Here is a 24895-nt window from a genome sequence, read left to right as displayed (position 1 = left end):
GCAGTCATCGTCGAGACACTGAGCTGTAGGTATAGCCAATCCTGGGAAAAACGCGCTAAAGCCAACCTCAACCTGGCCATGCTCTGCCAGCCCAGCGGGCGCGGCTGGCTCCAGCCAGCGCGCTGGTAGACCTTATGCGATCAGCCCCGGTCACGCGGGATCAGGCTCTGCAGCTGCGCGGCCAGGAAGTTGGCATCGAAGGCAAAGGTGTCCGGGTCTTTCAAACCGTTGGTTTTCTTCCACAGCCAATCGTTTTTGTCCGCCGGCAGCACCAGTGACACACTGCCGTGTCGCGCGGCTGTCAGGCCCATTACCGACACGGCTATCGCGCCGCCTGCCCCCATCACTTCCGGCACAAATTCCACGGCCTTGCCAGTGATCTGCACAGTGAGCTTCTCGGTCTTGAAAGTCGAACTCTCGGCCGGCAGGCCAGGGCCGCTGGCGACATAAGCTTCGCGTTGGACTTCAAGCAAACCGACGGTCTTGACCGGCTCCAGCCACTGCTCAATGTGCCCGAACAGCTCACCCAGTTTTTGTGCCCAGCGCGCCGACTGCAGATCAAATTGCTGTTTTTTATGCGCTTCGCTGTCGGCGTAATGACGAAGCATCTCGCCCAGTTGCTGTATATCGTCCATTGCCAGTTTCCTTGGGTGAGCCAGGTTGCGAGGCATGATCATGGCAGATGCGGCGGCCGGCCGTATGATTAACGCCCGCGAAACTGCACCGGTGATTTCGCCGGCAACTGCATATGACTAATGCGTGGCCGATGGGTAAGGTGAAGCAACCTTCCTTGTCCGGAGTATCGCATGCGCACCATCGGCCTTATCGGCGGCATGAGCTGGGAGTCCAGCGCCGAGTATTACCGCATCATCAACCAGCGCGTGCGTGACCAACTCGGGCCGCTGCGCTCGGCGCAACTGTTGATGTACAGCGTGGACTTCGGCCCGGTGGAGCAGGCTCAGCATGCCGGGCGCTGGGACGACACCGCGCTGATCCTTGAAGACGCCGCGCGCCGCCTGCAGGCTGGCGGCGCGGACTGTGTGGTGCTGTGTACCAACACCATGCATTTGGTGGCGCCGCGTATCGAAGCGGCGGTGTCGATTCCATTCCTGCATATTGCCGACGCCGCGGGTGCGGCGGCGGTCGACGCCGGTACGTTGACCGTGGGTTTGCTCGGCACTGCGTTTACCATGGAACAGGACTTTCTCAAATCACGCCTGGCCGCGCAGGGCTTGACCGTGCTGGTGCCAGACACACACGAGCGCCAGGCCGTACACCGCATCATCTATGAGGAATTGTGTGTCGGGGTGATCAGCGAGGCTTCACGCCAGGTCTACCAACGTGTGATCGAATCACTGGCGGCGCGAGGTGCCCAGGCGATTATCCTGGGCTGTACGGAAATCGGCCTGCTGATCAAGCCGCAGCACAGCCACCTGCCGCTGCTGGACACCACCGAGCTGCATGCGCAGGCAGCGGTGGCGTTTGCACTGCAGGATTAAGCCGACTGGCGCAGGCGCGCCATGCTCAAGGTGTCGACAAACTGGCCGTCACGCAGGGCGTAATCGCGCAGCAGGCCTTCAACCTCGAAGCCAAACTTTTTGTACAGGCCTTGCGCGGCTTGATTGTCGGCATACACCGTGAGTTCCACGCGGTGCAGGTTCATCCAGTTGTCGGCCACCTCCAACGCGGCGGTCAAAAGCCGCGAACCCACGCCTTTGCCCTGCCAGGCCGTGGCCACGCCCATGCCGAATGAGCCGACATGGCTGCGCCGCACGCGCAGGGTCTGTTCCAGGCCAAGCTGGCCAATCACCTCGCCGCCATGCACCGCCACCAGCTGTAGCCGCCGCTCATTATCGAGTGCCAGCTTGTTGCGCCAGGCCTCCACCGACTGATAAGGCATTTGCAGCACCTGACGGCACACGGCCGGGTCGTTATAGAGCGCAGCGACGCCTTCAAGGTGGGCTTCGGTAAAGCGCTGGATCACGATATGGGGTTCAGGTGCGTGCATTGCGTTTCATCCTTTGAAAGACAAGTGGCCGGCCAGTGTAGGGGCCGAGGCTGCATGCTGGCTAGGGGCTGACGGTTGTGGCGGTTTGTCGGTGTACATATCCGTTGCTGCGGTAACGGCCGCTTATGGTTCCGCCCTTACGGCGGGTCACTTTTGGCAAACGCCCCAAAAGTAACCAAAAGGTCTGTGCCCCACCACTCGGCACCTCGCTTAGGCTCGGTGTGCCCTCACTCCGGCTTGAATCCGTGGGCCGCCGCGATGGGCCATCCTTGGCCCAGCGCGGCTAACCCGGCGTCCTGCCGGGTTACCCACGGATTCAAGCCTGCGTTTGGCCATCGTGGTTGACGGGGCGCCTCAGATCAAAATCAAGATCAAGATCAAGATCTACAGCACGGCGGCCTGAAAGCCGACCTGAGTGGTTGAAGCAAGAGCCAGATCAAGTGCAAAGCAAAAGCCTATGTACCTGATGCAACACAGTCTAAATGTGGGAGCGGGCTTGCTCGCGAATGCGGTGTGTCAGAGACAGATGAATTGACTGACCCACCGCATTCGCGAGCAAGCCCGCTCCCACAGTTGACCGCATGCAGTTTTGAATATGAGGTCGACTGCGGATTCGCATGCACTGAAGAACTGCTTTTCTGTGGGAGCTGGCTTGCCTGCGATGCAGACACCTCGGTACATCAGGTACACCGAGTTGATGCCATCGCAGCGGTGCGACGATTCGACAAGCCAGCTCCCACCTTTGACCGAGTATGGCTTTGCTGTTGCTGTTGCTGTTGCTCTGGCCCTTACATCCTTTTCGATGACGAAGTCAGCGGTCTTTTGATCTGCGCTTTTGATTTTGATCTTGATCTTGATCTGAAATCGCCCCGTCAAACACGATGGCCGGAATCTGACAGTGATTTGGGGGGTAAACCGGCAGGGATGCCGGTTTAGCCGCCCCGCGCCATGGATGGCGCGTGGCGGCGGCCCCCCCCCCAATCACTGGCGGATTGCGGGCATGCCGAGCCATAGCGAGGCACCGAGTGTTGGGGCGAAGACTTTTTGGTTACTTTTGTCTGGGCCGGCATTCCGGTCTTTACAAAAGTGACCCGCTGTAAGAGCGGAACCCTAGGCAGCCGTTACCGCAGCAACGGATATGTACACTACCAAAAGCCAGCTCCCACACAAGAACAACCAGCTACATGAGGCGCCTGTCAGCCACGCTGGCCGAGCGCTGTGCGCCATACCCGCGCAATGTCCACCGCGCGTTCACGCAGCAAACGCGGCGCCTCGCTGCACGCCTGCTCCAGGCTCATAGGGCCTGAAGGCAAGGCGAATGCGGCGTCCACGCCATGGGCATACATCTGCTCATAGCCTTCGCCCAGGGTGCCGGCGATCACGATGACCGGCACGCCATGACGCTGAGCAATCCGTGCCACACCAAACGGTGTTTTGCCACGCAGGGTCTGGGCATCAAAGCGGCCTTCGCCAGTGATCACCAGGTCCGCGCCACGCACGGCCGCGTCCAGGCCTACCAACTCGGCGACCACCTCCACGCCCGCACGGAACTGCGCCCCGAGAAAGGCCTTGGCGGCAAACCCCAGACCACCGGCCGCGCCGCTGCCCGGCTCATCGCGTACGTCTTTGGGCAGAACCTGGGCACAGTGATCGGCAAAGCGCCCGAGCGCCGCGTCAAGTTGTTCGACTTGCTGTGGGTCAGCGCCTTTTTGCGGGCCAAAAATGGCGGACGCGCCGTGCGGCCCGCACAACGGGTTATTCACGTCGGCCGCGATTTCAAACCGTACCTGGGCCAAACGCGGGTCCAAGTGCTCCAGGCTGATACGCGTCAGCCCGGCCAAGGCCAGGCCGCCCGGTGCAAGGGCCTGATCCTGGGCGTTGAACAACTGCACGCCGAGCGCCTGCATCGCGCCTGCCCCACCGTCGTTGGTGGCGCTGCCGCCAATCGCCAGGATGATGCGCTGCGCACCGGCATCCAGGGCTGCGCGGATCAGCTCGCCAGTGCCGAAAGTGCTGCTGATGCACGCATCGCGCTGGCCAGTCGGTACACGTTGCAAGCCGCTGGCTTCGGCCATTTCGATCATCGCGGTGTGGCTGTCTGCAAGCCAGCCCCAGCGTGCTTCGACGGCCTCACCCAAGGGCCCGCGCACCGTTTCGCGACGCAGTTCGCCGTTGCAGGCGGCGAGTACCGCATCCACCGTGCCCTCACCGCCGTCGGCCATTGGGCACTGGATTAACTGCGCATCCGGCCATACCTGAACGAGCCCGTCGGCAATCGCCTGGGCAACGCCTTCGGCACTCAGGCTGTCCTTGAATGAGTCGGGGGCGATGATGATTTTCATGGGCTTTCTCCGGTTTTTATAACGCCCATGCTGCCAGTTGCCATTGGCAATGACGCCGGTCCGATGCACAAGTGCCGGTGAGGTTTGTTGTTCATTCCGACAAAGCCTGGGGCAATAGCTGTACGCCGAGGTACAGCGCGAGCATGCCGTCGAGGGTCAGCGGGTCGACGCCGCTGAGTTCGGCAATGCGCTCCATGCGGTAACGCAGGCTGTTGCGGTGAATGCCCAGGGCATCGGCACACGCCTGGCTTTGGCCGTCGTGTTCACACCAACTGCGCAACGTAGCCAATAACTGGCCGTTGGCGTCCTTGGCCAGGACTTTGCGCAAGGGGTTGAGCAATTCGTCCAAGGCGTCGTCGTTGCGGTGGCGCCAGAGCATCACCGGCAGGCGATAGCGATTGAGGGTCAACAGCTGCGATTGCGGCAGGATATCGCGACCATAGGCCAGCAAGTCTGTGACGCGGCGGTAACAGCGGCGCAACCCGGCCAGGCCATCAGCCTGCCCGCCAACCGCCACGCGCAAGACCTTCCAGCCCAGGCCCTGAAGTTTTTCCAGCAGTTTTGGGTTATCCACCTGGGCCGCCGCAGGCCTGCACCACAGCAAGGAAAACTGTGCAGAACTGACGCACCAACTGTCCGGGAATCGGCTGCTCAGCCAGGTACTCAAGGCCTCCGCTGATTGGCCTGCACCCAGTTCGAACAGGTAGGGCGTGCGGGCCAGCTGGGGTTTGAGCCCCAACTGCCGGGCTTCATCGACCAGGCGCGGTGAGTCACCGCTGTCGGCCAGCAGCAAGGCCAGCAGGTCATCACAGCGTTGGCGCCGCCACTGTTGCTCGGCTTGTTGATGCCGATGGCTGACCAGCATTTCGGCCGTCATGCGCACCAGTTGCGCGTAGGTGCGCAACAACTCAGGCTCGCCGGTGATGCCCAGTACGCCGATCAGGCGTTGATCGTGCATCAACGGCAAGTTGATGCCGGGCTGCACGCCTTTCAGGTGTTTGGCGGTCTGGCCATCGATTTCCACGACCCTGCCGTTGGCCAACACCAACTGCGCGCCTTCATGCCGGGTGTTGATTCGCCCCGGTTCGCCACTGCCGAGAATCAGGCCCTGACTGTCCATGACATTGACGTTATAGGGCAGGATCGCCATGGTGCGATTGACGATATCCTGCGCCAGGTCATGATCCAGCTCGAACATGGGGCTAAGTTCCTTTAAAGGCGGGGTTGTTCATGCCCTTGTTCATGCCGTTGTTCAGAGGCACAGCGCAAAGCCCGCTTGACAGTGCACAGGCACAAAGACAGCACCCAACAAGGTGGCCGAGACTCTTTGGGCGATCAACGTTACCCTCGCATCGCAAAAAATCATAATAAAGAGAGACTGCCATGTCACAGAGCGCCGCTGCCACACTGGCCACCGATGACGATAAAAACGCCATCTACAAGCGCATTACCCTGCGCCTGATTCCCTTCATTTTTATCTGCTACTTGTTCAACTACCTTGACCGGGTGAACGTTGGCTTTGCCAAGTTGCAGATGCTCGATGCGTTGAAATTCAGCGAGACGGTGTACGGCCTCGGTGCCGGGATCTTCTTTATCGGCTACGTGCTGTGCGGCGTGCCGAGCAACCTGGCGCTGACCAAATTCGGCCCACGGCGCTGGATTGCGCTGATGATGATTGTCTGGGGCACGCTTTCCACGTGCCTGCTGTTCGTCACCACCCCCAGCCACTTCTACGGCTTGCGCCTGCTGACCGGTGCCGCAGAAGCCGGGTTCTTCCCCGGCGTGGTGCTGTACCTCTCGCAGTGGTTCCCGACCTTTCGCCGTGGGCGGATCATGGCGTTGTTCATGTCGGCGATTCCAGTGTCCGGCCTGCTGGGTAGCCCGTTTTCCGGCTGGATCCTCAACCACTTCGCCGCCGGCCAGGGCGGCCTGGCGGGCTGGCAGTGGATGTTCCTGCTGCAAGGCATCCCCACCGTGATACTCGGCGCCCTCGCCTACTTCCTGCTCAGCGACAGCTTTGCCAACGCCAAGTGGCTCACGCCCCACGAGCGTGCGGTGCTGGAAGCCGATCAGGCGACGGATTTGGCCAACAAGCCGAAAACCACCACCGATTCGCTCGGCGAGGTGTTCAAGAACCCGGCCATCTGGGCGTTCGGGCTGATCTACTTCTGCATCCAGAGCGGCGTGTACGCCATCAACTTCTGGCTGCCATCGATCATCAAGAACCTGGGCTTCAGCGATAACCTGGTGATTGGCTGGCTGAGTGCGATCCCTTACCTGCTGGCCGCCGTGTTCATGCTGCTGGTGGGCCGCTCCGCCGATTTGCGCAAGGAACGTCGCTGGCACCTGGTGGTACCGATGTTGATGGGCGCGATTGGCCTGGTGATTGCGGTGAACTTCGCCACCACCCCGGCTATTGCGATTCTCGGCCTGACCATCGCCACCATGGGCGCCCTTACCGGCTTGCCGATGTTCTGGCCGGTGCCAACCGCCCTGCTGAGTGCGGGTGCGGCGGCTGGCGGCTTGGCGCTGATCAACTCCATGGGCCAGATGGCCGGGTTCTTGAGCCCGTATATCGTCGGCTTTGTGAAGGATGCCACCGGGTCCACAGACATGGCGTTGTACCTGCTGGCGGCGGTGATTGTGGCCGGCAGCGTGTTGGCGTTGCGCATGACGCGTACCTTGAAGGTATAGCGCGGCCTCTGTGGGAGCTGGCCTCTTCTGTGGGAGCTGGCTTGTCGAATCGTCGCACCGCTGCGATGGCATCAACTCGGTGTACCTGATAAACCGAGGTGTCTGCATCGCAGGCAAGCCAGCTCCCACACAAGCAGGTCCCACATTTCTATTCTGTGTTTACAACAGGCCGCCGCCGTCGATATCCAACACGGCGCCGGTTATAAAGCCATTTTCCATCGCCAGCACATACCCAGCCGCCACTTCCTCTGCCTGCCCGACTCGGCCCACCGGTAATGCCGTACCGGCCTTGGCGAACATCGCCTGGCGTTGCTCTTCTGCCAAACCGGCATAAGCCGGTGTATCAATCACGCCCGGGCTGATCACATTGACCCGACGTGGCGCCAACTCTTTGGCAAGCTGCTTGCCGAGCGCTTCGGTCGCAGCATTGATACCCGTCTTGATGAACTGACCCGCCATCAACTTACGCCCCAGTTGGCCCGAGGTCAGGCTGATACTGCCATGCTCTGCCAAAAACGGCAGCGCTTGCTGAATCGCGCGCAATGCGCCCCAGAGTTTCACGTTGAAATTGTCCTGGGCCTCGTCCAGGTCGGTCTCGATCAGCGGTTTGGCCCGCACCGACGGGCCAGAGGTGTACACCAAATGGTCAAAGCGCCCGACCGTTTCGAACAACCGCTGCAGCGAAGCACTGTCTGTTACGTCGACCGGTTCGCTGCGTACGCCATTGTCCGCCCCGGAGGCCAAACGGCGCCCGGCCAGCACCACGTGTGCGCCACGGGCGGTGGCGGCCTTGGCCACGGCGGCTCCAATGCCGCTGCTGCCGCCGATCACGATGACGGTTTTACCGCTGAGGGAAGATGTCATGGGGTTGCTACCTGGCTAAGAAAGTGAGCGTTGATCTTCTCAGCTTGGCAATCGGCGAAAAATCCCGGTAAAACGACAAGATCTTTAAAGGATTTTTACAAATGAGCTCGACCCTGGACCTTGAAGTGTTCGTGCGTACCGCCGACACCGGCAGCCTGTCGGCGGCGGCGCGCAGCCTCAACCTCACCCCGGCAGCGGCAAGTATTGCGCTCAAGCGCCTGGAAACCCGGCTGGGCATCCGCTTGCTCGCCCGCTCGACGCGCAGCATGCGCCTGACCGAAGAAGGCCGACGCTACCTGGACAGCGTGCGGGTGGCCCTCGAAGCGCTGGCCGAAGGTGAACAGGCGATCAAGCAACAAGGCCAGAGCTTGAGCGGGTTATTGCAACTGGCGGCACCTTCGGACTTTGGCCGTAACGTACTGCTGGGTTGGCTGGATGAGTTCAAGCTCGAACACCCGACTATCCGCTTGCAGTTGCTGCTCAACGACAGCAACGCGGATTTGTTTCGTGACACCGTCGATATCGCCCTGCGCTTTGGTGTGCCAAGGGATTCCAGCCTGGTGGCGTTGCCTGTGGTGCCTGGCCACCATCGCATCCCCTGCGCCAGCCCCGACTACCTGGCGCGCCATGGCACACCGCGCACGCCAGCCGATCTGGCGCAGCACAGTACGCTGCGCTACATGCGCCGTGGGCAGGCGAATAACACCTGGTACTTTCGCCAAGGCGCCTTGCTGCAAGAGGTCGAGGTGTCGGGCGACTACCTGAGCGATGACGGTGAAATCGTGCGGCGCTGGGCGCTGGCAGGCCACGGCATCGCGTATAAGGCCAACCTCGATATTGCCGGCGATATCAAGGCCGGGCGGCTGGTGCCGTTGCTGCCCGACTGGCAAGGCGAGCCCACGCCGTTCAACCTGATGTGCCCACACCGCCTGCAAGTGTCGGAACGGGTGAAAGTGCTGCATGGCTTTTTACAGCAGCGTTGCCAGGCCTTGCTGAATCCATGAAGAAACACGCGCAGGGCTTGTCCCAGAGCTGCCGAGTCTGGTATTGCATGGGCAACGTTTCCCTGCCATGAGGAGCTTTGCATGATTTACCGCACATTGGGCCAGTCCGGGTTGAAGGTCAGCGCACTGACCCTGGGCACCATGATGTTTGGCGAGCAGACCAACACGGAAGACTCGCTGCGCATCATCGACAAGGCCTGGGACCAGGGCATCAATTTTATCGACACGGCCGACGTCTACACCGGCGGGCGCTCCGAGGAAATCGTCGGCGAAGCGATCACCCGTAATCGGGCGGACTGGGTGGTGGCGTCCAAAGTCGGTTTCGGCCCGGCAGACGGTTTGCCCAACCGCAGTGGCTTGAGCCGCAAGCGCATGTTCAATGCGCTGGAAGCCAGCCTGACACGCCTGGATACCGATTACCTGGACATCTACTACCTGCACCGTGAAGACCACGACACGCCGCTGGAAGTCACCGTGTCGGCGATTGGTGACCTGATCCGCCAAGGCAAGATCCGCTACTGGGGCCTGTCCAACTACCGGGGCTGGCGTATCGCCGAAGTGATGCGCGTGGCCGAGCGTCTGGGTGTGGACCAACCCATCATCAGCCAGCCGCTGTACAACATCGTCAACCGTCAGGCTGAGGTCGAGCAGATCACCGCAGCCGCCGCCTATGGCTTGGGCGTGGTGCCTTACAGCCCACTGGCCCGTGGCGTACTCAGCGGCAAGTACGCGCCCGACGTGACGCCGCAGGCCGGCAGCCGTGCGGCGCGCCAGGACAAACGCATCCTGGAAACCGAATGGCGGGTGGAGTCGCTGCGCATCGCTCAGCAGATTCAGCAGTACACCCAAGGGCGTGGCGTGGGGATTGTCGAGTTTGCGATTGCCTGGGTGCTGAATAACTCGGCGGTGAGTTCGGCGATTGTCGGGCCGCGTACCGAAGCGCAGTGGGATGCGTACACCGGGGCTTTGGAGGTGAAAATCACGGCTGAAGATGAGGCGTTCATTGACTCGCTGGTGACGCCGGGGCATTCGTCTACGCCAGGGTTTAATGACGTGGGCCATTTTGTCTCGGGGCGCGTTGCCCGCTCGTAGCAGATAAAAACCGCTCACCCTGCCCTTGTGGCGAGCAGGTAAACCTGCTCGCCACCGTTTCAAGCGAAGCCCTGCTCGTGAGTAAATTTCTGCAAAACGCCCCTAAACAGCGCAACCGCCTCTCGCTAAAAGCACCATAATCACCCTCTGAAATTCCCCTTCTTTTTATATCAGACAGTTTCGCGAGGACAGTGTGTCTAAAGGTGTTGTTTTATCGGTCTTGGCCTCGGTGTTGTTTGCCGTGATGTATTACTTCACCTCGCTGCTCACGCCCTTGAGCGGCCTGGAGATTTTTGGTTGGCGCATGCTGCTGACTGTGCCGTGCATGACGGTGTTCATGATCGTCAGCGGTGAATGGCGGCGTGTGTGGGAGTTGCTGCGAATGCTGGCGGCCAAACCGCGATTGATCGGCGGCGTGGTGCTGTCGTCGGCCCTGCTGGGCGTGCAATTGTGGTTGTTTATGTGGGCGCCGCTGAATGGGCGCAGCTTGGATGTGTCGGTGGGGTATTTCCTGTTGCCGCTGACCATGGTGTTGACCGGGCGCCTGGTCTACGGCGAACGCTTGTCGCGCTTGCAGCAGATCGCGGTATTTTTTGCCGCGCTCGGGGTGCTCAATGAGCTGTACCAGGCCGGTGGTTTTTCCTGGGCCACCCTGGTGGTGATCATCGGTTATCCGGTTTACTTCGTGGTGCGCAAATACCTGAGCACCGATCACCTGGGTGGCTTGTGGCTGGACATGGCGCTGATGTTGCCGGTGGCCTGGTGGTTTGTGCAGCATGGCGAACAAGGTTTTGCCGTGCTGGATGTGCATCCCAAGCTCTATGCCTTGATCCCGATGCTGGGTTTGATCAGTGCTTCGGCGCTGGTGAGCTACATCATCGCCAGCCGTTTATTGGCCTTTAGCCTGTTCGGGTTGCTCAGCTATGTGGAGCCGGTGTTACTGCTCTTTGTCGCCTTGTTGTTGGGCGAAGGCATCAAGGGCGGGCAGTGGCTGACGTATATCCCGATCTGGCTGGCCGTGATGGTGCTGGTGTATGAAGGCTTCAAACATTTGGTGCGTCAGCGCAAAGCTTAAAATGTGCAGGCACTAAAAAGCCCGGCTGAGAACCTTCTCGGCCGGGCTTTTTTGTTGCTGACGCTTAGTCGGTGGTCAGTACACCGCGACGTACCTGGTCACGCTCGATCGACTCGAACAGTGCCTTGAAGTTGCCCTCGCCAAACCCATCGTCGCCTTTGCGCTGGATGAATTCGAAGAACACCGGGCCCATCAGGGTTTCCGAGAAGATCTGCAGCAGCAGGCGCTTGTCGCCCTCGATCGAGGAGCCGTCCAGCAAAATACCGCGCGCCTGCAGTTGGTCCACCGGCTCGCCGTGGTTTGGCAGGCGGCCTTCGAGCATTTCGTAGTAGGTGTCCGGCGGCGCGGTCATGAAGCGCATGCCAATCTTCTTCAACGCATCCCAGGTCTTGACCAGGTCTTCGGTGAGGAACGCCACGTGCTGGATGCCCTCGCCGTTGAACTGCATCAGGAACTCTTCGATCTGGCCGGCGCCCTTGGACGACTCCTCGTTCAGCGGGATGCGGATCATGCCGTCCGGGGCACTCATGGCCTTGGACGTAAGGCCAGTGTATTCGCCCTTGATATCGAAGTAGCGTGCTTCACGGAAGTTGAACAGTTTTTCGTAGAAGTTGGCCCAGTAGGCCATGCGGCCGCGGTACACGTTGTGGGTCAAGTGGTCGATGACCTTGAGGCCCGCGCCTACGGGGTTGCGGTCGACACCTTCGAGGTACACGAAGTCGATGTCATAAATCGAGCTGCCTTCACCGAAGCGATCGATCAGGTACAGCGGCGCACCGCCGATGCCCTTGATGGCCGGCAGGTTGAGTTCCATCGGGCCGGTTTCGATATGAATCGGCTGGGCGCCCAGTTCCAACGCGCGGTTGTAAGCCTGCTGCGAGTCTTTGACCCGGAACGCCATGCCGCACACCGACGGGCCGTGTTCGGCGGCAAAGTACGAGGCCAGGCTGTCGGGCTGGTTGTTGAGGATCAGGTTGATCTCGCCCTGGCGGTACAGGTGCACATTCTTGGAGCGGTGGGTCGCGACTTTGGTGAAGCCCATGATCTCGAAGATCGGCTCCAGGGTGCCCGGAGTCGGCGATGCGAATTCAATAAATTCAAAGCCCATCAGGCCCATTGGGTTTTCGTATTGGTCGGCCATTTCGGCACCTCATCATTCTTGTAAGTAGCAAGCAGTCAATTACAGGCAAGGATGAGGTTGCAGGGTGGCGCGCACGACAGGCCCCGCACGCTGCGGGCGAGGAAGTCACCAAAGATCAGGGGGGAGCCGAGTAGCTTCATGATTACATCAGTCTCTGACGGCCGAGGCTTGCGTGAGCGCAAGTCCATATTCTTGTATGCGTAAATCGATTCTACACAGCGTAACAGTATTTGTCCGAACTCTCATCAAATCCCTATTGCGCTGGGCGGCGCAAGGGGTTTGTTGCACAGATAGATGCCCAACAGGATCACCGCGCCGCCGAGCGCCATGGGTAACGTGAGTTGTTCGCCGAGCAGCAGCGCGCCGCAGATCACCGCCGTCAGCGGGTTCAGCGCGATGAACACGCCGGCGCGGGTCGCGCCGATACGCCGGATGCCATCGTAATAGCCGATGTACGCCAGCGCAGAGCCGAGCACGCCCAAATACACCAGGCTCACAACCTGCGGCAGGTGCAGGCTGCCAAGCCCGGCCAGCGTGAAGCGCCCGGCGAGCGCGGTGGCAACCGTCAGCATCAGGGTGCCCAGCAGCACTGACCAGCTGACCGTTTGCAACGGCCCCAGGCTTTGATTCAACGCGCGGGAAAACAACGAGTAAATCCCCCACCCCAGCACACAGCCAAACACCAGCACGTCGCCCGGCCAGGTACTCGATGCACCTTGCAGCAACTGCGGGTTGCGACTGACGATCACCGCCGCAGCGCCGGCCAGGCACAACGCGATACCCAGTACCCTGGCAGCGCCGAGGCGCTCTTTGAACAACCACCAGGAAGCCAGGCCGATCACCGCCGGATTCAACGCAACGATCAACGAAGCGCGCGAGGCGTTGATGTAATGCAGGCCGTAGAAAAAACACAGGTTGTAGAAAAAGATCCCGAAAAACCCCAGCACCGCCAGATGCAGCAGTTGCCGGGGACGTGGCCGCGCCAGCGGGATGCGTGCACACAGCATAAACAGCAGCAGCGCCAGGCTGGCCAGGATAAACCGCAGGCTGGCGGCCAGCAGCGGGTCGACTTGATTGGCCAGGTAACGCCCGGCGACAAAAGTGCCGCCCCAGATCATGGTCACGGCGGCGAGCTTCAGGTAGGTGAGGCGATCAGACGGAGGTTGCATTAGCAGTTGCTCGACAGGCGACAGGATGGGCATATTCTTCGACTAATGATCAGTAATCGTAAAATGAGCCTTTACTCATGACCTTGACCCAACTGGAAATTTTTTCGCTGGTGGCCGAGCTGCAAGGCTTCACCAGTGCGGCGCACCGCCTGGGCATCAGCCAGTCGGCGGTGTCCCATGCCGTCAAGGCCCTGGAACAGGAGCTGGGCGTGGAATTGTTTCGGCGCCACCAGACGCGGGTGGAGCTGAGCGACATCGGCGCGCAATTACTCGGGCGCGCCCGTGCCATGCTCGGCCTGGCCGCGACCTTACAGCAGGAAGCCGCCGACGCCCGTGGCATGAAACGCGGCACCTTGCGCATCGGCTCCTTCGGCCCCACTGCGTCGGTGCGCTTGTTACCGACAATCCTCAGCCATTTTCGGCAGGCCTACCCGGGCATTGAAGTGCATGTGGACGAAGGGCCAGATCGGCAAGTCATCCAGTGGCTGGACGAGCGACGCGTCGACGTGGGTTTTGTGGTGCTCGCCGACACGCCAACAGACAGTGAACGTTTCGACACTGTGGCGTTGTTCGAGGATCAGCTGGTCGCGTTGTTGCCGGCCACCCATGCGCTGGTTGCCAGCACATCAATACCTTTGCAAGCGCTGTGTGACGATCCGTTCATTCTCACCGAAGCCGGCTCATCGGAGCTGGTGATGCGCTTGTTCAGCGACGCGCGTTTGCGGCCCAACGTGCGGTATCGCTGTGCCCAATTGCTCAGTACGCTGGAAGCCGTCAGCCGTGGCGACGGGCTGAGCATCGTGGCGCAGGCATCGTTGCCCGAGCGAGTCGACAGTCGTTATGTGGCACGGCCGTTATCGCCGCCCGTGCCGCGCCGGATCGGCCTGGCGGTGTTGGACCGGCGCCAGGCCTCACCTGCAGCCCTCGCGTTCCTCACGCTCGCGCAAGGGCTGCAACACACCGGCATTCACCGATAACTCATGGTGAACGAAGCCAACCCGTTGGCCGTACCGGGCTGGATCATTTTTTCGGTTTGCACATAACGAGCAGTCAAAGGGATCGTGATGGTGCCGTTGCTCGTACTGGTCACCCGCCATTGGTTCAGGTTGTCGACGGCCGAAGAATCGGCGCCATAGTTCAGCACTGAGGGGCCACTCAACAGCTGTATTGCCACACCCTTGGCTGTCGAAGTACGCGTCAGCGACAACTGGTTGCCGCGATTTGCGGGGTTAGTCTGGTCGGTCACCGTGACCCAGATATCCAGGCTGCCACCGGTTCCCCCGGCACAGTCCAGCCGGATGTTTTGGCTCACGCTTGCGGCGTAGCTGCCTACGCCCGTGAAATCACGGCTGGTCACAGGCCCCATCGGCATGACAACCGAAGGTGTCGAAACATGGCAGGTAGGCCGCAGCGGCGGCGCTATGACCGCGTTGCTGAGGCTTACCGAGGCGTAGCCCGGGCCTGAGGTCGTGACATTGGTCAGCGTGTAGTTGGCAAACGTGCCCGCCGTGATCGTGCCGGCCGAGACAGGACCGGTGACCACCAGGTAGATCCGCCCCTGGAGCCCCCACCCACTGGGCTTGTTGTGTTTGACGGTTAATAACGCCGTGGCGCCGTGATGGAGTGGCTGAAAAGGTTGGCCGGGATCCCTGGCCATCACCGCGAACCCCACTCCGGGCAGGTTGGTGGCGTAGACCGGCATCGAGAGGCCGGACGCACTGAACGTGATCCCTGTAGCCGGCGAATTGACGGTGCTTATGTTCGCTGTCACGGGTTGTTCGATAGGCCAATCCTTGTATTGACAGCGCATTACGTAGCCATTGCCACTATCGAAGTTGTAGCCGTTTACCTCGCCCAGGGCCTGCCCGATCTGTACGTTGCCCTGCAGGGTGATGGGCGCAATCGAGACATTCAGGTTTGCCTGGGGCGAACAATCGCCAGCGTTACCAAAGTGCGCGTGGGCAGGCGTTGCGAAAGCCCAGCCGCTCAGCAGTGCGACGATGCCTGAAAATCTGATCGTGAAGAGTTGAACACCGTTTTTAGTGTGATTCATCAGGTGCTCTCCTCGTAGCGACACTGGCTGACCAATTGATCTGTATTTTCTTGGCGGCGACCGGGTTCACGGGCAGGTAGATGGTAACGAATGAAACACCGCTCGCCCGCCGCCTCGGCCCACTGCACGGTCAGCCTGCCGTGGTCGGCAACCCCGCGTACGAAAGCCTTGCCCGCCTGGCCAACCACCCCGACTTCGTTGCCCTGCTCGTCAAATACCTGGGCTGCGAACGGCAGGGGCTTGCCGTTCGGGTGGGTGGCCTTTATCACCACCGCCCGGCCGCTGACGGTCTCGAACTTGACCAGCGATATTGCGCCCAGGGTCGGCACCACGGAACGGTTCGACTCCTTTAATTCCACGTCCATGGGCATGCCTTGCGGGTCGATGTCCACGGCGTTGGGCTGGTACGCCCGCAAAGAAGACATGACCCCGTAACCCTGCTTGTTGATACGCACCCCGGAGCCGCCGAGCTGCGCACCCTGGGCGCCTGGCGCATGCACCAGCGCCGACGCTTCACCGAGGTTTTGCGCCAGGGTGACGCCACCGCTGTGGGCGATCAGGCCGCCGTCGGCGCTCATGGACACTTGTGCATTGCGCTGGCTCTGACCATAGCCGCCGCGCAGGTTGGCGGCGTGACTGCGATAGCCTGCGTAAGCGTTGAAACTTGAACCGCCGTGATCGCCGCTGCCGCGACTGCCGACCAAGCCGTAATGGGTGTGCGCCGTCTCCCCCAGCAAGCCATTGATGCCGAGTTGTTGCTGACTGCCGCGCGAATCCCCCGCATCCCGTGACAGTGAACTGCTCAGGGTCGGTGCGCGCGTGCCCTCGCCCAATGGCATGGAGAGGCTCAGTACCCAGTGATTCTCCACGCGTTCGGTGCGCGCCGAGCGGCCGAAGAAAACATCCTCGGCGCGTTCACGATCGCTCGCCCGATACAGCTCGCTGATCCTCGAACGCTGCGCCGAAAGGTTCCAGCTCAGTGACTTCCAGCTGGCCCCATAACTGGCGGTGAACGACGTCTGGCGCCCTTGCTGCCCGGCCCAGTAGTCAGTAGAGCTGCCATACACACTCAGGGTGCCCTCCCCCAACCGTTGGCTGATCGTCAGGTCCAGGCGGCTTTTTTGCCGCGCATAGCTGTCCAGGTTCCCGCCGTGACGGCCCAGATCGCGCACATTCAAGGCGTCCGGCAGGTTCAGGTAGCCAGCGGTCGAGAAGCGATAGGCGCCGAGCGCAAAATGCGTTCCCGAAAACGGCAGGTTCTTGTTATAGGCCAGGCCAAGGCTTTGTCCGCGCGCTACCGCCTGCCCCTGCACCTGTGTGCGCGAGTGGGTGGTGTCCAGGGCGAACGCGCCAACGGCTGTACTGATCGCCAGGCCCGCCTTGCCTTGGCTATAACCCTGGGAAAGGGTGGCGCCCCCGTAAACGGTGAGGCTATCGATCAGCCCATGTTGCAGCGTGCCTTGAAACACCGAGGCGTTGGCATCGCTGACGCCATGCTGCTGCACCTGCCCCACCGTTGCGCTGTAGTGCGTGGCGCCGTAACGCAAGAGCTGCGGGGCCACCGAATAAGGCACGACAAAGGTGCTGCGCCGCCCGTCTACCTCGGTGACACTGACGTCGAGGTCGCCACCGTAGCCCGTGGGGTAGAGATCATCGATCACAAAAGGCCCGGGCGCCACCGTGGTTTCGTAAAGGGTGTAGCCGTTCTGGCGCACCGTCACAGTGGCATTGCTGTCGGCAACGCCGCGCACCTGGGGCGCATAACCTTGTTGCGACGGCGCCAGCATCCGGTTATCAGTGGCCAGGGTAATGCCGCGCACGCGCACGCCGTCGAGGATCTGGCCGCTGCTGAAACTGTCGCCCACGGTCAGTTGCGACTGCCAAGCGGCAACGGCGCGTTGCAGGTAAGTGGCCGTGGCTTGATAAGGCAAATGACCGCTTCGCGAAGCCCAGGCTTGCCCGCCCTGGTGGCGCAGCCGCCAGTCACCCAGGTTGACCCCGCCGTCCAGGCCCAGGTAACCGCGATCTTCACCCGCACCCGAGGTCACCGCTGCGGCGCTGAAGGTGTAATTGAGCAGCGCGGCATCAATGCCTGCGTCCCATTGGGCGGGGTCAACGTAGTCGCGAGCAGAGCGATTGATGTAGACCTGCGGGATACTCACGTCCAGGGTCAGGGACTCGACATCGACATGGCTGCTGGCCATGGGAATCCATGCGGCGAACTCGCGACAATCCTCCTCGGCAACGGCTTCGGCGTTGCGCAGTACCACCCCGAGTTCGGCCAATTGTTGCGCGCTCACACAGGGTTGCGCCGCGTCCTGTTTGCCCACGTTTACGAAGGTGATCGGGCGACGGCCCAGTGATTGCCCGTTGAGTATCACGTCAACGCGATAAACCCCAGGCGTCAACACGTTGCCGGTATTGAAGCGCGAGAGATCCGCCGGGCTGGACATGCCGCTGGTAAAAGCCTCCAGATCAAACAACAACGGGGCCGCCTCGGCCGATAACACAAGCGTGCTCAGCAAGCCGAACAGCAACAGCAGTCGAGGGTGGGACAGCAGCCAGGCAGCGCCTTGGCAGAATGTGAATGGCAACAAGGCAGGCATAGTCAGAACTTCAGAGGAGCACGCTGCGGCGCGGAAAACGTGCCGTAGTCATTGATGAATTTGAAATGCACTTGCGCATCGGCGGGGATGGCCTGTACGGCCTCGCGCACCGTCAGGGTCAGGTTGCCGCCAGGCGGCACCATGCCCTCTTGCGCCTGCAGCAGCGGCGCGTCTTTTTGCGGGCCCATGGCCAACGCCACCTCGTTGAATGTCACGTGATAGGCCGAGGGGTTGTGTACCTCCAGCAGCGCCCCCTGGGCACTGCGGCGCAAGGTCCAGCGTAATTGCGTGGGCGCGTCGTTCGGGCTGCCCGGCAGATCGGCGGGGCGAAAAAACACTTTGGTACGGATACGAAAGGCGAACTGCAGGTGGTTGGCGGGGGCATCATCGGCCTCGGTGTTGAGCTTGGGCGGGATCTCCAGCGCATTCAGCCAAAACAACGATTCCCGATCCGCCGGCAGTGGCTCTTGGGTGTAGACCAGGCGCACGGCCTGGCTTTTCTGCGGGTTCAGGCGAAACACCGGCGGCGAAAGGCTGAAAGGCACCTCGCTGTTAGAGGGGTCTGACGCGGGGTCTCCCTGGTCCAGCCACACCTGAACCAGGCGCGGAGCGCGTTCGTCGTCGTTGGTCAGGCGCAAGGTGATTTCGCGACGCTGTTGCGGGTAAATGTGCCGCGTACCGTCGATCACTACGCCGGCATGGGCAATGGATGGCCATCCGCTGCACACCGAAATGGCAAGCAGCAAGGCAATGGCGAACAGGAGTCGGGAAACCATGGGGCGGTCCTCCAAGGCGCTGTCCAGTGCCTGGCGAACCGCCAGACTCCAGGCCCTGATCAGGGGAACGTGACGGAGTACAGCACCTGCGTGCTTACCGGGCCTGGGGTTGCGGCGCCGGTGGCGAAGTACTGCGCGGCAAACGGCAGCGACACTTCACCTTTGTCGGGGACTTTTGCGCTGCTCGAATTGAGCGCCAGGCGCAGGTCCATAGGCTTTTGGGTGGTGCCGTCGACAATCTGCACCTCAACGAGGCTGGCAGGCACGGGTTTGGCCGGCGCCTGATTCTTCAAGTTGCCGGTAGCCGGGTTGATCGCCGGGCTGCTGCTCTCGAACAACACCGCCACCGTCGTATCCTTGGGGCACGCACCCACACGTACAACAAAAGGGGTGGTGCCGGCCGTCTGGCCTTTTGCATTGAGCGCGCTGGCCTGGACCTTGTTGAGCACCACGGCGAAGTTCGGGCTGGCGCCAGGCGCCGAGCCTGCCCCGCCACTGATACTGCAGGTGGTGCCGGTGATTTCACCGGTCAGGCTGATGGTACCGTCTGCGGCAAAAGCAGGCAGCGCGGCGACGCCGGTAGCGGCCAGGAAGGCAGCGGCCAGTCGGAGGTTATTCATTGCAGGTAGTTCCTTATCAAGTCGCGTTAACGGGTTACGAAACGAATTTCAACAATTGAAAGACGTGGGTCGACCGTCCCGCCAGAAGTGGGCTGAAACGGCTGAGAGAGAGGCTGGAAGGGTCGCTGCTGCGAACTCCCTTACTTTTTGCAACGATGTTTATCTTGCCAAGCTGAGACAATCGCAACAACTGACCGAACGGCTAGGTCAAGTCGCGCCAAACAAGTGAGCGGCACTGCGCAATGCCAACTATCATCGGCACACACCCGTCTTTTTATTCCGTTATTGGCTGCCTCTATGCCCCTCACCGCCAAAGGCCCCCGAAGCCGAACCGCACGCGCGCTCATCACCAGTGCCTGCGGCCTGATTCCCGTTTTATTGGGGGTGGTGATTCTTCATTGGCAAGCCGAGCGCACCCTTGAGCAAAGCACCGCCCAAACTGCGCAGGAGGCTGTGCGCCAGTTCGATTTAATGCTCGACAACACCGCCCTCGCCGCCCAGAGATTGCTGCCGCTGGCCGGCCAACCGTGCGACAACGGCGCGCAACTGGCACTGCGCGAGCAGGTCACGCGGCGCCCTTTTGTGCGGGCAACGACCTTGTCCTGGCAAAAAAACATCTATTGCAGCTCGTTGTTCGGCGACAGCTACCAGTCACCAGTCAACCCGGACGACTACGTAGCGGGCACGCTGTGGTTGATGAACGGCAACCCGGTAACGCCCGATACCGCGTTATTGGTTTACCGCCTGGTCGATGGCGATAAAGCCGCGTTCGCCTCGGTTGACGGCTACCACCTGACCAACGCCTTGCGCCTGATCAGCCGCTACGCGCACCTGATCCTGCGCGTGGGGCCCAACTGGCTGGACGCTGACGGCAAGGTGCACACCACTGCAATGCCGCAGTTTGCGGTGGCCCATCAGCACCTGGCCTCTGAACGTTACTCGTACAGTGTCGATGCCGGCATGCCCGTCGGTGAGGTGTGGAGGTACATGGAGGCGCGTTACCCGGCGCTGTTCAGTCTGTTGGTGTTCTTTGGGGTGCTGGCGGGCGTGTTGGCCCACTGGCTGCAAAAGCGCTCGTCGGCGCCGACCCATGAGTTGCAGCGGGCACTGGGGGCCAATGAATTCATTCCGTATTTCCAGCCAGTGGTGCGTGGCGACACCCGCGAATGGGCCGGCTGTGAAGTGTTGATGCGCTGGCGGCACCCGAAGGAAGGCCTGGTTCGCCCTGACCTGTTTGTCCCGCTGGCCGAACATTCGGGCCTGATCGTGCCGATGACCCGCTCGTTGCTCCGCCAGACCGCTGCGCAACTGGCCCCGCATGCCGGACGCTTCAGCCCGGGCTTCCATATCGGCGTGAACATCACCGCCAGTCACTGCCAGGACCTGGATCTGGTGCAGGACTGTCGGGAGTTTCTCGCTGCCTTCGCCCCCGGCCAGGTGACGCTGGTACTGGAGTTGACCGAGCGTGAGCTGATTCAGCCGACCGACACCACCGCCCGCCTGTTCGACGCCCTGCATCAACTGGGGGTGATGATCGCGATTGATGACTTCGGCACCGGCCATTCCAGCCTGGGTTACTTGCGCAACTTCAATGTCGATTACTTGAAAATCGATCAAAGCTTTGTCGCCATGATCGGCGCCGATGCACTCTCACGGCATATTCTGGACAGCATCATAGAACTCAGCGGCAAGCTGGACCTGGGTACTGTGGCCGAGGGCGTGGAAACAGCAGAGCAATGCGAATACCTCGCGGCCCAAGGTGTGGATTTCCTGCAGGGCTACCTGTTCGGTCGGCCGTTACCCTGTGAAGAGTTCATTAAGTCGCTGGCCAGCCATTGAATAGCCATCTAGTGCGCCGGATGAAATAATCTTATTCAGGTAACGCCGTGATTTACTCGTGCGGCATTAACTACTACAATTTTTCCTGCCTGTGCTGAACTCGCAGAAAGGCCTCTTTCTTTGAGTTACCTTAAAGCTCTTGGCTTACACGCTTTATCTGCAGTTGATATCAGCCAACTACACTATTGGAGTACAGATTTTGTCCAGACTCGCCGAATTTCGCGCAGCAGAAAAAGCCCTTCAAGAGCAGCTGGCTCAGCTGGAATCCTTGAAGAACGACGCCGGCCTGAAAAAAGAAATCGAATTCGAAGAAAAGCTGCAAGGCCTGATGAAGCACTACGGCAAAGGCCTGCGCGACATCATCTCGATCCTTGATCCTAACCCTGGCAAAGCCAGCGCTGCCGCCGCCGCACCAAAACAGCGCCGCGCACGTGTGGTCAAGGTTTACCACAACCCGCACACCGGCGAACTGATCGAAACCAAAGGCGGCAATCACCGCGGCCTGAAAGCCTGGAAAGAACAGTATGGCGCTGCCACTGTAGACTCCTGGTTGCGCGGCTGATCGAAAGACGCGTACAAAAAACCCCGCGGATGCGGGGTTTTTTTTGCTTCGAAAACGAACTTGATTAACGGCTCACGTTGTTCAAAAACGAGCAAGATAACCCGTTCAAAGTTTAAGGCTATCACGCACCGAATTGACTTCGTCCTTACTGGCTTCATAGGCTTCGGCCTGGCCGGCAAAGGAAAAGACATAGGCTTTATCGGTATCAACTGCGCCGACCAATGTTTGTGACAATATGTGCCGGCCGTTCTCGGTAATCACGCAAGTAGTTTCCAGCGCGTCAAGACGGCTCAATGTGCTGGTGTGCATCTTTGTGCACACGCTTTGATAACCGCTGCCGGCAAAATCCTTCTGGATGGATTTGCGCATTTCCAGCAGTACACCTTCAAGATTAACTTTGTGACCTGCCTCAATCGGTGTGCCGGTCAACTCCATGACCATCAAGGTGTTACCGTTTTCATCATTCTTGATGGCGCGCTGACGGGACACCGCCTGAGGTTTTACCGGCGCGTCGTCGTCGGGCACGACTTCCTCGACTTGCCAGCCACTGGGCCAATGAATTTCCGGATCGGCCGCCAACACAAAGGGGCTGCCCAGCAACATACAGACAGCGCTCAACAGCGGTTTACGAAATTCAATCATCAAGACAAACACCCAAGGTTCAAGCATCGAAGTTTGAGCCTGGCACCCTTGACTCGCAAGGGCTGAGTGACCTTTTTCATTTGGCTCGGCCGGCCACGCTTGCGTATCATGACGGTGCGGCATGGATGCCGGCCGCAAGCCAAGGGACCACTCAAGTCACGAGTCGCGTTTGCCCCATTTTTTCTGGAGGGCCCATGAGCCTGCACGATCTGAACACTTTCCCGGGCGTCACTGCCCAACCTGACACCGCCACCGCGAACTTCGTGTTCAACCACACCATGCTGCGGGTCAAGGACATCACCAAGTCGCTGGACTTCTACACCCGCGTCCTGGGCTTTTCCCTGGTTGAAAAACGCGACTTCCCTGAAGCCGAATTCAGCCTGTATTTCCTCGCCCTGGTGGACAAGGCCCAGATCCCGGCCGACGCCGCTGCGCGCACGCAGTGGATGAAGTCGATCCCGGGCATCCTGGAACTGACCCACAACCACGGCACCGAAAACGATGCCGACTTCGCTTACCACAACGGCAATACCGACCCGCGTGGCTTTGGCCATATCTGCATCTCGGTGCCGGATATCGTCGCGGCCTGTGAGCGTTTTGAAGCACTGGGCTGCGATTTCCAGAAGCGCCTGAGCGATGGCCGCATGAAAAGCCTGGCGTTCATCAAAGACCCGGATGCTTACTGGGTAGAGATTATTCAGCCAGCGCCGCTGTAAGCGTTCTGCGTGACGCAAAGCGTCACCGGATGCATTCCCACGTAGAACGTGGGAATGAAAAAAACCCCATGATCACTCATGGGGTTTTTTATGTGCGGTACCTGAATTTATGCCGGTGCCGACGTGCGGATCAAGTGATCAAAAGCACTGAGCGAAGCCTTCGCGCCCTCACCTACCGCAATCACGATCTGCTTGTAGGGCACGGTCGTCACGTCACCGGCAGCAAACACGCCAGGCAGTGAAGTTTCGCCACGCGCATCGACGATGATCTCGCCGCGCGGGGTCAATTCCACCGTGCCCTTGAGCCAGTCGGTGTTGGGCAGCAAGCCGATCTGAACAAAAATGCCTTCCAGGTCGATGGTCTTGAACTCGCCGCTGTCGCGATCCTTGTACGCCAGGCCAGTGACCTTCTGGCCGTCGCCTTTGACTTCACTGGTCAGCGCACTGGTGATCACGTCCACGTTCGGCAGGCTGTAGAGCTTGCGCTGCAACACGGCATCGGCGCGCAATTTGCTGTCGAACTCGAGCAAGGTCACGTGGCTGACGATACCGGCCAGGTCAATGGCCGCTTCAACGCCGGAGTTGCCACCGCCGATCACTGCCACACGCTTGCCCTTGAACAACGGGCCGTCGCAATGCGGGCAGAAGCACACGCCGCGGGCCTTGTATTCCTGCTCGCCCGGCACACCCATTTCGCGCCAGCGGGCCCCGGTGGCCAGAATCACGGTTTTGGACTTGAGGGTGGCACCGCTTTCAAAGCGAATTTCGTGCAAGTCACCGGCGTTTTTGGCCGGCACCAGGCTGCTGGCACGTTGCAGGTTCATGATGTCCACGTCGTACTGACGCACATGCGCTTCCAACGCACTGGCCAGCTTCGGCCCTTCGGTCTCCTGCACGGAGATGAAGTTTTCGATGGACATGGTGTCCAGCACCTGGCCGCCGAAGCGCTCAGCCGCAACACCGGTGCGAATGCCTTTACGTGCAGCGTAAATCGCAGCAGCAGAACCGGCCGGGCCACCCCCAACAACCAGTACATCAAAGGCGTCTTTGGCGCTGATTTTCTCGGCGGCCTTTTCGATACCGCTGGTGTCGAGCTTGGCGAGGATTTCTTCCAGGCCCATACGGCCCTGGCCGAAGTTCACGCCATTGAGGTACACGCTGGGCACTGCCATGACCTGGCGCTCATCGACTTCAGCCTGGAACAGCGCGCCGTCGATGGCGACGTGGCGGATGTTCGGGTTAAGCACGGCCATCAGGTTCAGCGCCTGAACCACGTCAGGGCAGTTCTGGCACGACAGCGAAAAGTAGGTCTCGAAGCTGAACTCGCCTTTCAAGGCACGAATCTGTTCAATCACTTCGACACTGGCCTTCGACGGGTGGCCACCGACTTGCAGCAAGGCCAACACCAGCGAAGTGAATTCATGGCCCATGGGGATGCCGGCAAAACGCAGGCTGATATCGGCACCCGGGCGGTTGATGGAGAACGACGGCTTGCGCGCATCATTGCCATCGGTGTTGAGGGTAATCAGCGTGGTGAGGCTGGTTACGTCCTGCAAAAGGGCAAGCATTTCCTGGGATTTCGCACCGTCGTCGAGGGAGGCGACGATCTCGATCGGCTGGGTGACCCGTTCCAGGTATGACTTCAACTGAGCTTTAAGATTGGCGTCCAACATACGGGCGATTTCCTGTTAA

The 24895-nt window shown here is 60.6% G+C and carries 22 protein-coding genes; 9 read left to right on the top strand and 13 right to left on the bottom strand.

Annotation, left to right across the window (positions count from 1 at the left end; translation table 11 throughout):
* Nucleotides 1–140: 140 nt before the first annotated feature.
* Nucleotides 141–635, bottom strand: coding sequence for a hypothetical protein (locus tag QF043_RS13295; protein ID WP_307418834.1), 495 nt, complete (start codon nucleotides 633–635; stop codon nucleotides 141–143).
* A gap of 171 nt (nucleotides 636–806) precedes the next feature.
* Between QF043_RS13295 and QF043_RS13290 the strand changes: the two genes are divergently transcribed.
* Nucleotides 807–1499, top strand: a complete 693-nt coding sequence (locus tag QF043_RS13290; protein WP_307418833.1) for an aspartate/glutamate racemase family protein — start codon at nucleotides 807–809, stop codon at nucleotides 1497–1499.
* Here the strand turns inward: QF043_RS13290 and QF043_RS13285 are convergent.
* From QF043_RS13285 to QF043_RS13275, 3 genes are all read right to left on the bottom strand, one after another.
* Nucleotides 1496–2008, bottom strand: coding sequence for a GNAT family N-acetyltransferase (locus QF043_RS13285; RefSeq protein ID WP_305459947.1), 513 nt, complete (start codon nucleotides 2006–2008; stop codon nucleotides 1496–1498). The two genes, QF043_RS13290 and QF043_RS13285, sit on opposite strands and share 4 nt — an antisense overlap.
* Nucleotides 2009–3204: 1196 nt before the next feature.
* Complete coding sequence (locus tag QF043_RS13280; protein ID WP_307418832.1) at nucleotides 3205–4350, bottom strand: glycerate kinase; 1146 nt, start codon at nucleotides 4348–4350, stop codon at nucleotides 3205–3207.
* Between the two features lie 91 nt (nucleotides 4351–4441).
* Complete coding sequence (locus QF043_RS13275; RefSeq protein WP_307418830.1) at nucleotides 4442–5548, bottom strand: sugar diacid recognition domain-containing protein; 1107 nt, start codon at nucleotides 5546–5548, stop codon at nucleotides 4442–4444.
* 185 nt (nucleotides 5549–5733) lie between these two features.
* Between QF043_RS13275 and QF043_RS13270 the strand changes: the two genes are divergently transcribed.
* Nucleotides 5734–7044, top strand: a complete 1311-nt coding sequence (locus QF043_RS13270; protein WP_138817628.1) for an MFS transporter — start codon at nucleotides 5734–5736, stop codon at nucleotides 7042–7044.
* A gap of 159 nt (nucleotides 7045–7203) precedes the next feature.
* Here the strand turns inward: QF043_RS13270 and QF043_RS13265 are convergent, their stop codons facing one another.
* Nucleotides 7204–7908 carry an SDR family oxidoreductase gene (locus QF043_RS13265; protein WP_307418829.1) on the bottom strand — a complete coding sequence of 235 codons (705 nt, stop codon included), beginning with the start codon at nucleotides 7906–7908 and terminating at the stop codon, nucleotides 7204–7206.
* A 101-nt stretch (nucleotides 7909–8009) separates the two neighbouring features.
* Between QF043_RS13265 and QF043_RS13260 the strand changes: the two genes are divergently transcribed.
* From QF043_RS13260 to rarD, 3 genes are all read left to right on the top strand, one after another.
* Nucleotides 8010–8912, top strand: a complete 903-nt coding sequence (locus QF043_RS13260) for a LysR family transcriptional regulator (protein ID WP_236369949.1) — start codon at nucleotides 8010–8012, stop codon at nucleotides 8910–8912.
* Nucleotides 8913–8993: 81 nt separating this feature from the next.
* On the top strand, nucleotides 8994–10004 hold the full coding sequence (locus QF043_RS13255) for an aldo/keto reductase (RefSeq protein ID WP_307418828.1): 1011 nt from the start codon (nucleotides 8994–8996) through the stop codon (nucleotides 10002–10004).
* A gap of 193 nt (nucleotides 10005–10197) precedes the next feature.
* Nucleotides 10198–11079, top strand: a complete 882-nt coding sequence (gene rarD, locus QF043_RS13250) for an EamA family transporter RarD (protein ID WP_307418827.1) — start codon at nucleotides 10198–10200, stop codon at nucleotides 11077–11079.
* A gap of 64 nt (nucleotides 11080–11143) precedes the next feature.
* Here rarD and hppD read toward each other — a convergent pair whose 3' ends face one another.
* Both hppD and QF043_RS13240 read right to left on the bottom strand, forming a co-directional pair.
* Nucleotides 11144–12220 (bottom strand): 4-hydroxyphenylpyruvate dioxygenase, encoded by a 1077-nt coding sequence (gene hppD / locus QF043_RS13245; protein ID WP_099489136.1) that lies wholly within the window; start codon nucleotides 12218–12220, stop codon nucleotides 11144–11146.
* A gap of 245 nt (nucleotides 12221–12465) precedes the next feature.
* A complete protein-coding gene (locus QF043_RS13240; RefSeq protein ID WP_307418826.1) occupies nucleotides 12466–13389 on the bottom strand; it encodes a DMT family transporter in 924 nt (307 codons plus the stop codon).
* 77 nt (nucleotides 13390–13466) lie between these two features.
* Between QF043_RS13240 and QF043_RS13235 the strand changes: the two genes are divergently transcribed.
* Nucleotides 13467–14366, top strand: a complete 900-nt coding sequence (locus QF043_RS13235) for a LysR family transcriptional regulator (protein ID WP_307418825.1) — start codon at nucleotides 13467–13469, stop codon at nucleotides 14364–14366.
* Here the strand turns inward: QF043_RS13235 and QF043_RS13230 are convergent.
* Genes QF043_RS13230 through QF043_RS13215 form a run of 4 tightly spaced genes read right to left on the bottom strand, consistent with a single transcriptional unit; the run spans nucleotide 14357 to nucleotide 19444 of the window.
* The gene (locus tag QF043_RS13230; RefSeq protein WP_307418824.1) at nucleotides 14357–15442 is read right to left on the bottom strand and encodes a fimbrial protein; all 1086 of its coding nucleotides are present in this window, start codon (nucleotides 15440–15442) and stop codon (nucleotides 14357–14359) included. The genes QF043_RS13235 and QF043_RS13230 overlap by 10 nt on opposite strands.
* A complete protein-coding gene (locus tag QF043_RS13225) occupies nucleotides 15442–18048 on the bottom strand; it encodes a fimbria/pilus outer membrane usher protein (protein ID WP_307418823.1) in 2607 nt (868 codons plus the stop codon). Before QF043_RS13225 ends, QF043_RS13230 begins: the two co-directional genes overlap by 1 nt.
* A 2-nt stretch (nucleotides 18049–18050) precedes the next feature.
* Nucleotides 18051–18824: a molecular chaperone gene (locus QF043_RS13220; protein ID WP_307418822.1), complete on the bottom strand. Its 774-nt coding sequence runs from the start codon at nucleotides 18822–18824 to the stop codon at nucleotides 18051–18053.
* A 59-nt stretch (nucleotides 18825–18883) separates the two neighbouring features.
* Nucleotides 18884–19444 carry a fimbrial protein gene (locus QF043_RS13215; RefSeq protein ID WP_307418821.1) on the bottom strand — a complete coding sequence of 187 codons (561 nt, stop codon included), beginning with the start codon at nucleotides 19442–19444 and terminating at the stop codon, nucleotides 18884–18886.
* 297 nt (nucleotides 19445–19741) lie between these two features.
* On the opposite strand from QF043_RS13215, the gene QF043_RS13210 reads away from it, so the two are divergent.
* Nucleotides 19742–21283 (top strand): EAL domain-containing protein, encoded by a 1542-nt coding sequence (locus tag QF043_RS13210; RefSeq protein ID WP_307418819.1) that lies wholly within the window; start codon nucleotides 19742–19744, stop codon nucleotides 21281–21283.
* Between the two features lie 199 nt (nucleotides 21284–21482).
* On the top strand, nucleotides 21483–21845 hold the full coding sequence (locus QF043_RS13205) for a histone-like nucleoid-structuring protein, MvaT/MvaU family (RefSeq protein ID WP_065929983.1): 363 nt from the start codon (nucleotides 21483–21485) through the stop codon (nucleotides 21843–21845).
* 105 nt (nucleotides 21846–21950) lie between these two features.
* Here the strand turns inward: QF043_RS13205 and QF043_RS13200 are convergent, their stop codons facing one another.
* Nucleotides 21951–22487: a DUF4946 domain-containing protein gene (locus QF043_RS13200; RefSeq protein ID WP_307421381.1), complete on the bottom strand. Its 537-nt coding sequence runs from the start codon at nucleotides 22485–22487 to the stop codon at nucleotides 21951–21953.
* 194 nt (nucleotides 22488–22681) lie between these two features.
* Here QF043_RS13200 and gloA point away from each other — a divergent pair, with 194 nt between their 5' ends.
* A complete protein-coding gene (gene gloA, locus QF043_RS13195; RefSeq protein ID WP_078742582.1) occupies nucleotides 22682–23203 on the top strand; it encodes a lactoylglutathione lyase in 522 nt (173 codons plus the stop codon).
* 107 nt (nucleotides 23204–23310) lie between these two features.
* Here gloA and ahpF read toward each other — a convergent pair whose 3' ends face one another.
* Nucleotides 23311–24876, bottom strand: a complete 1566-nt coding sequence (ahpF, locus tag QF043_RS13190; protein WP_307418817.1) for an alkyl hydroperoxide reductase subunit F — start codon at nucleotides 24874–24876, stop codon at nucleotides 23311–23313.
* Between the last annotated feature and the right edge of the window lie 19 nt (nucleotides 24877–24895).

This window comes from Pseudomonas sp. W3I7 (genome assembly GCF_030816095.1).
GTDB classification, from domain to species: Bacteria; Pseudomonadota; Gammaproteobacteria; order Pseudomonadales; family Pseudomonadaceae; genus Aquipseudomonas; species Aquipseudomonas salomonii.
This window is presented reverse-complemented; position numbering and strand designations above follow the sequence as displayed.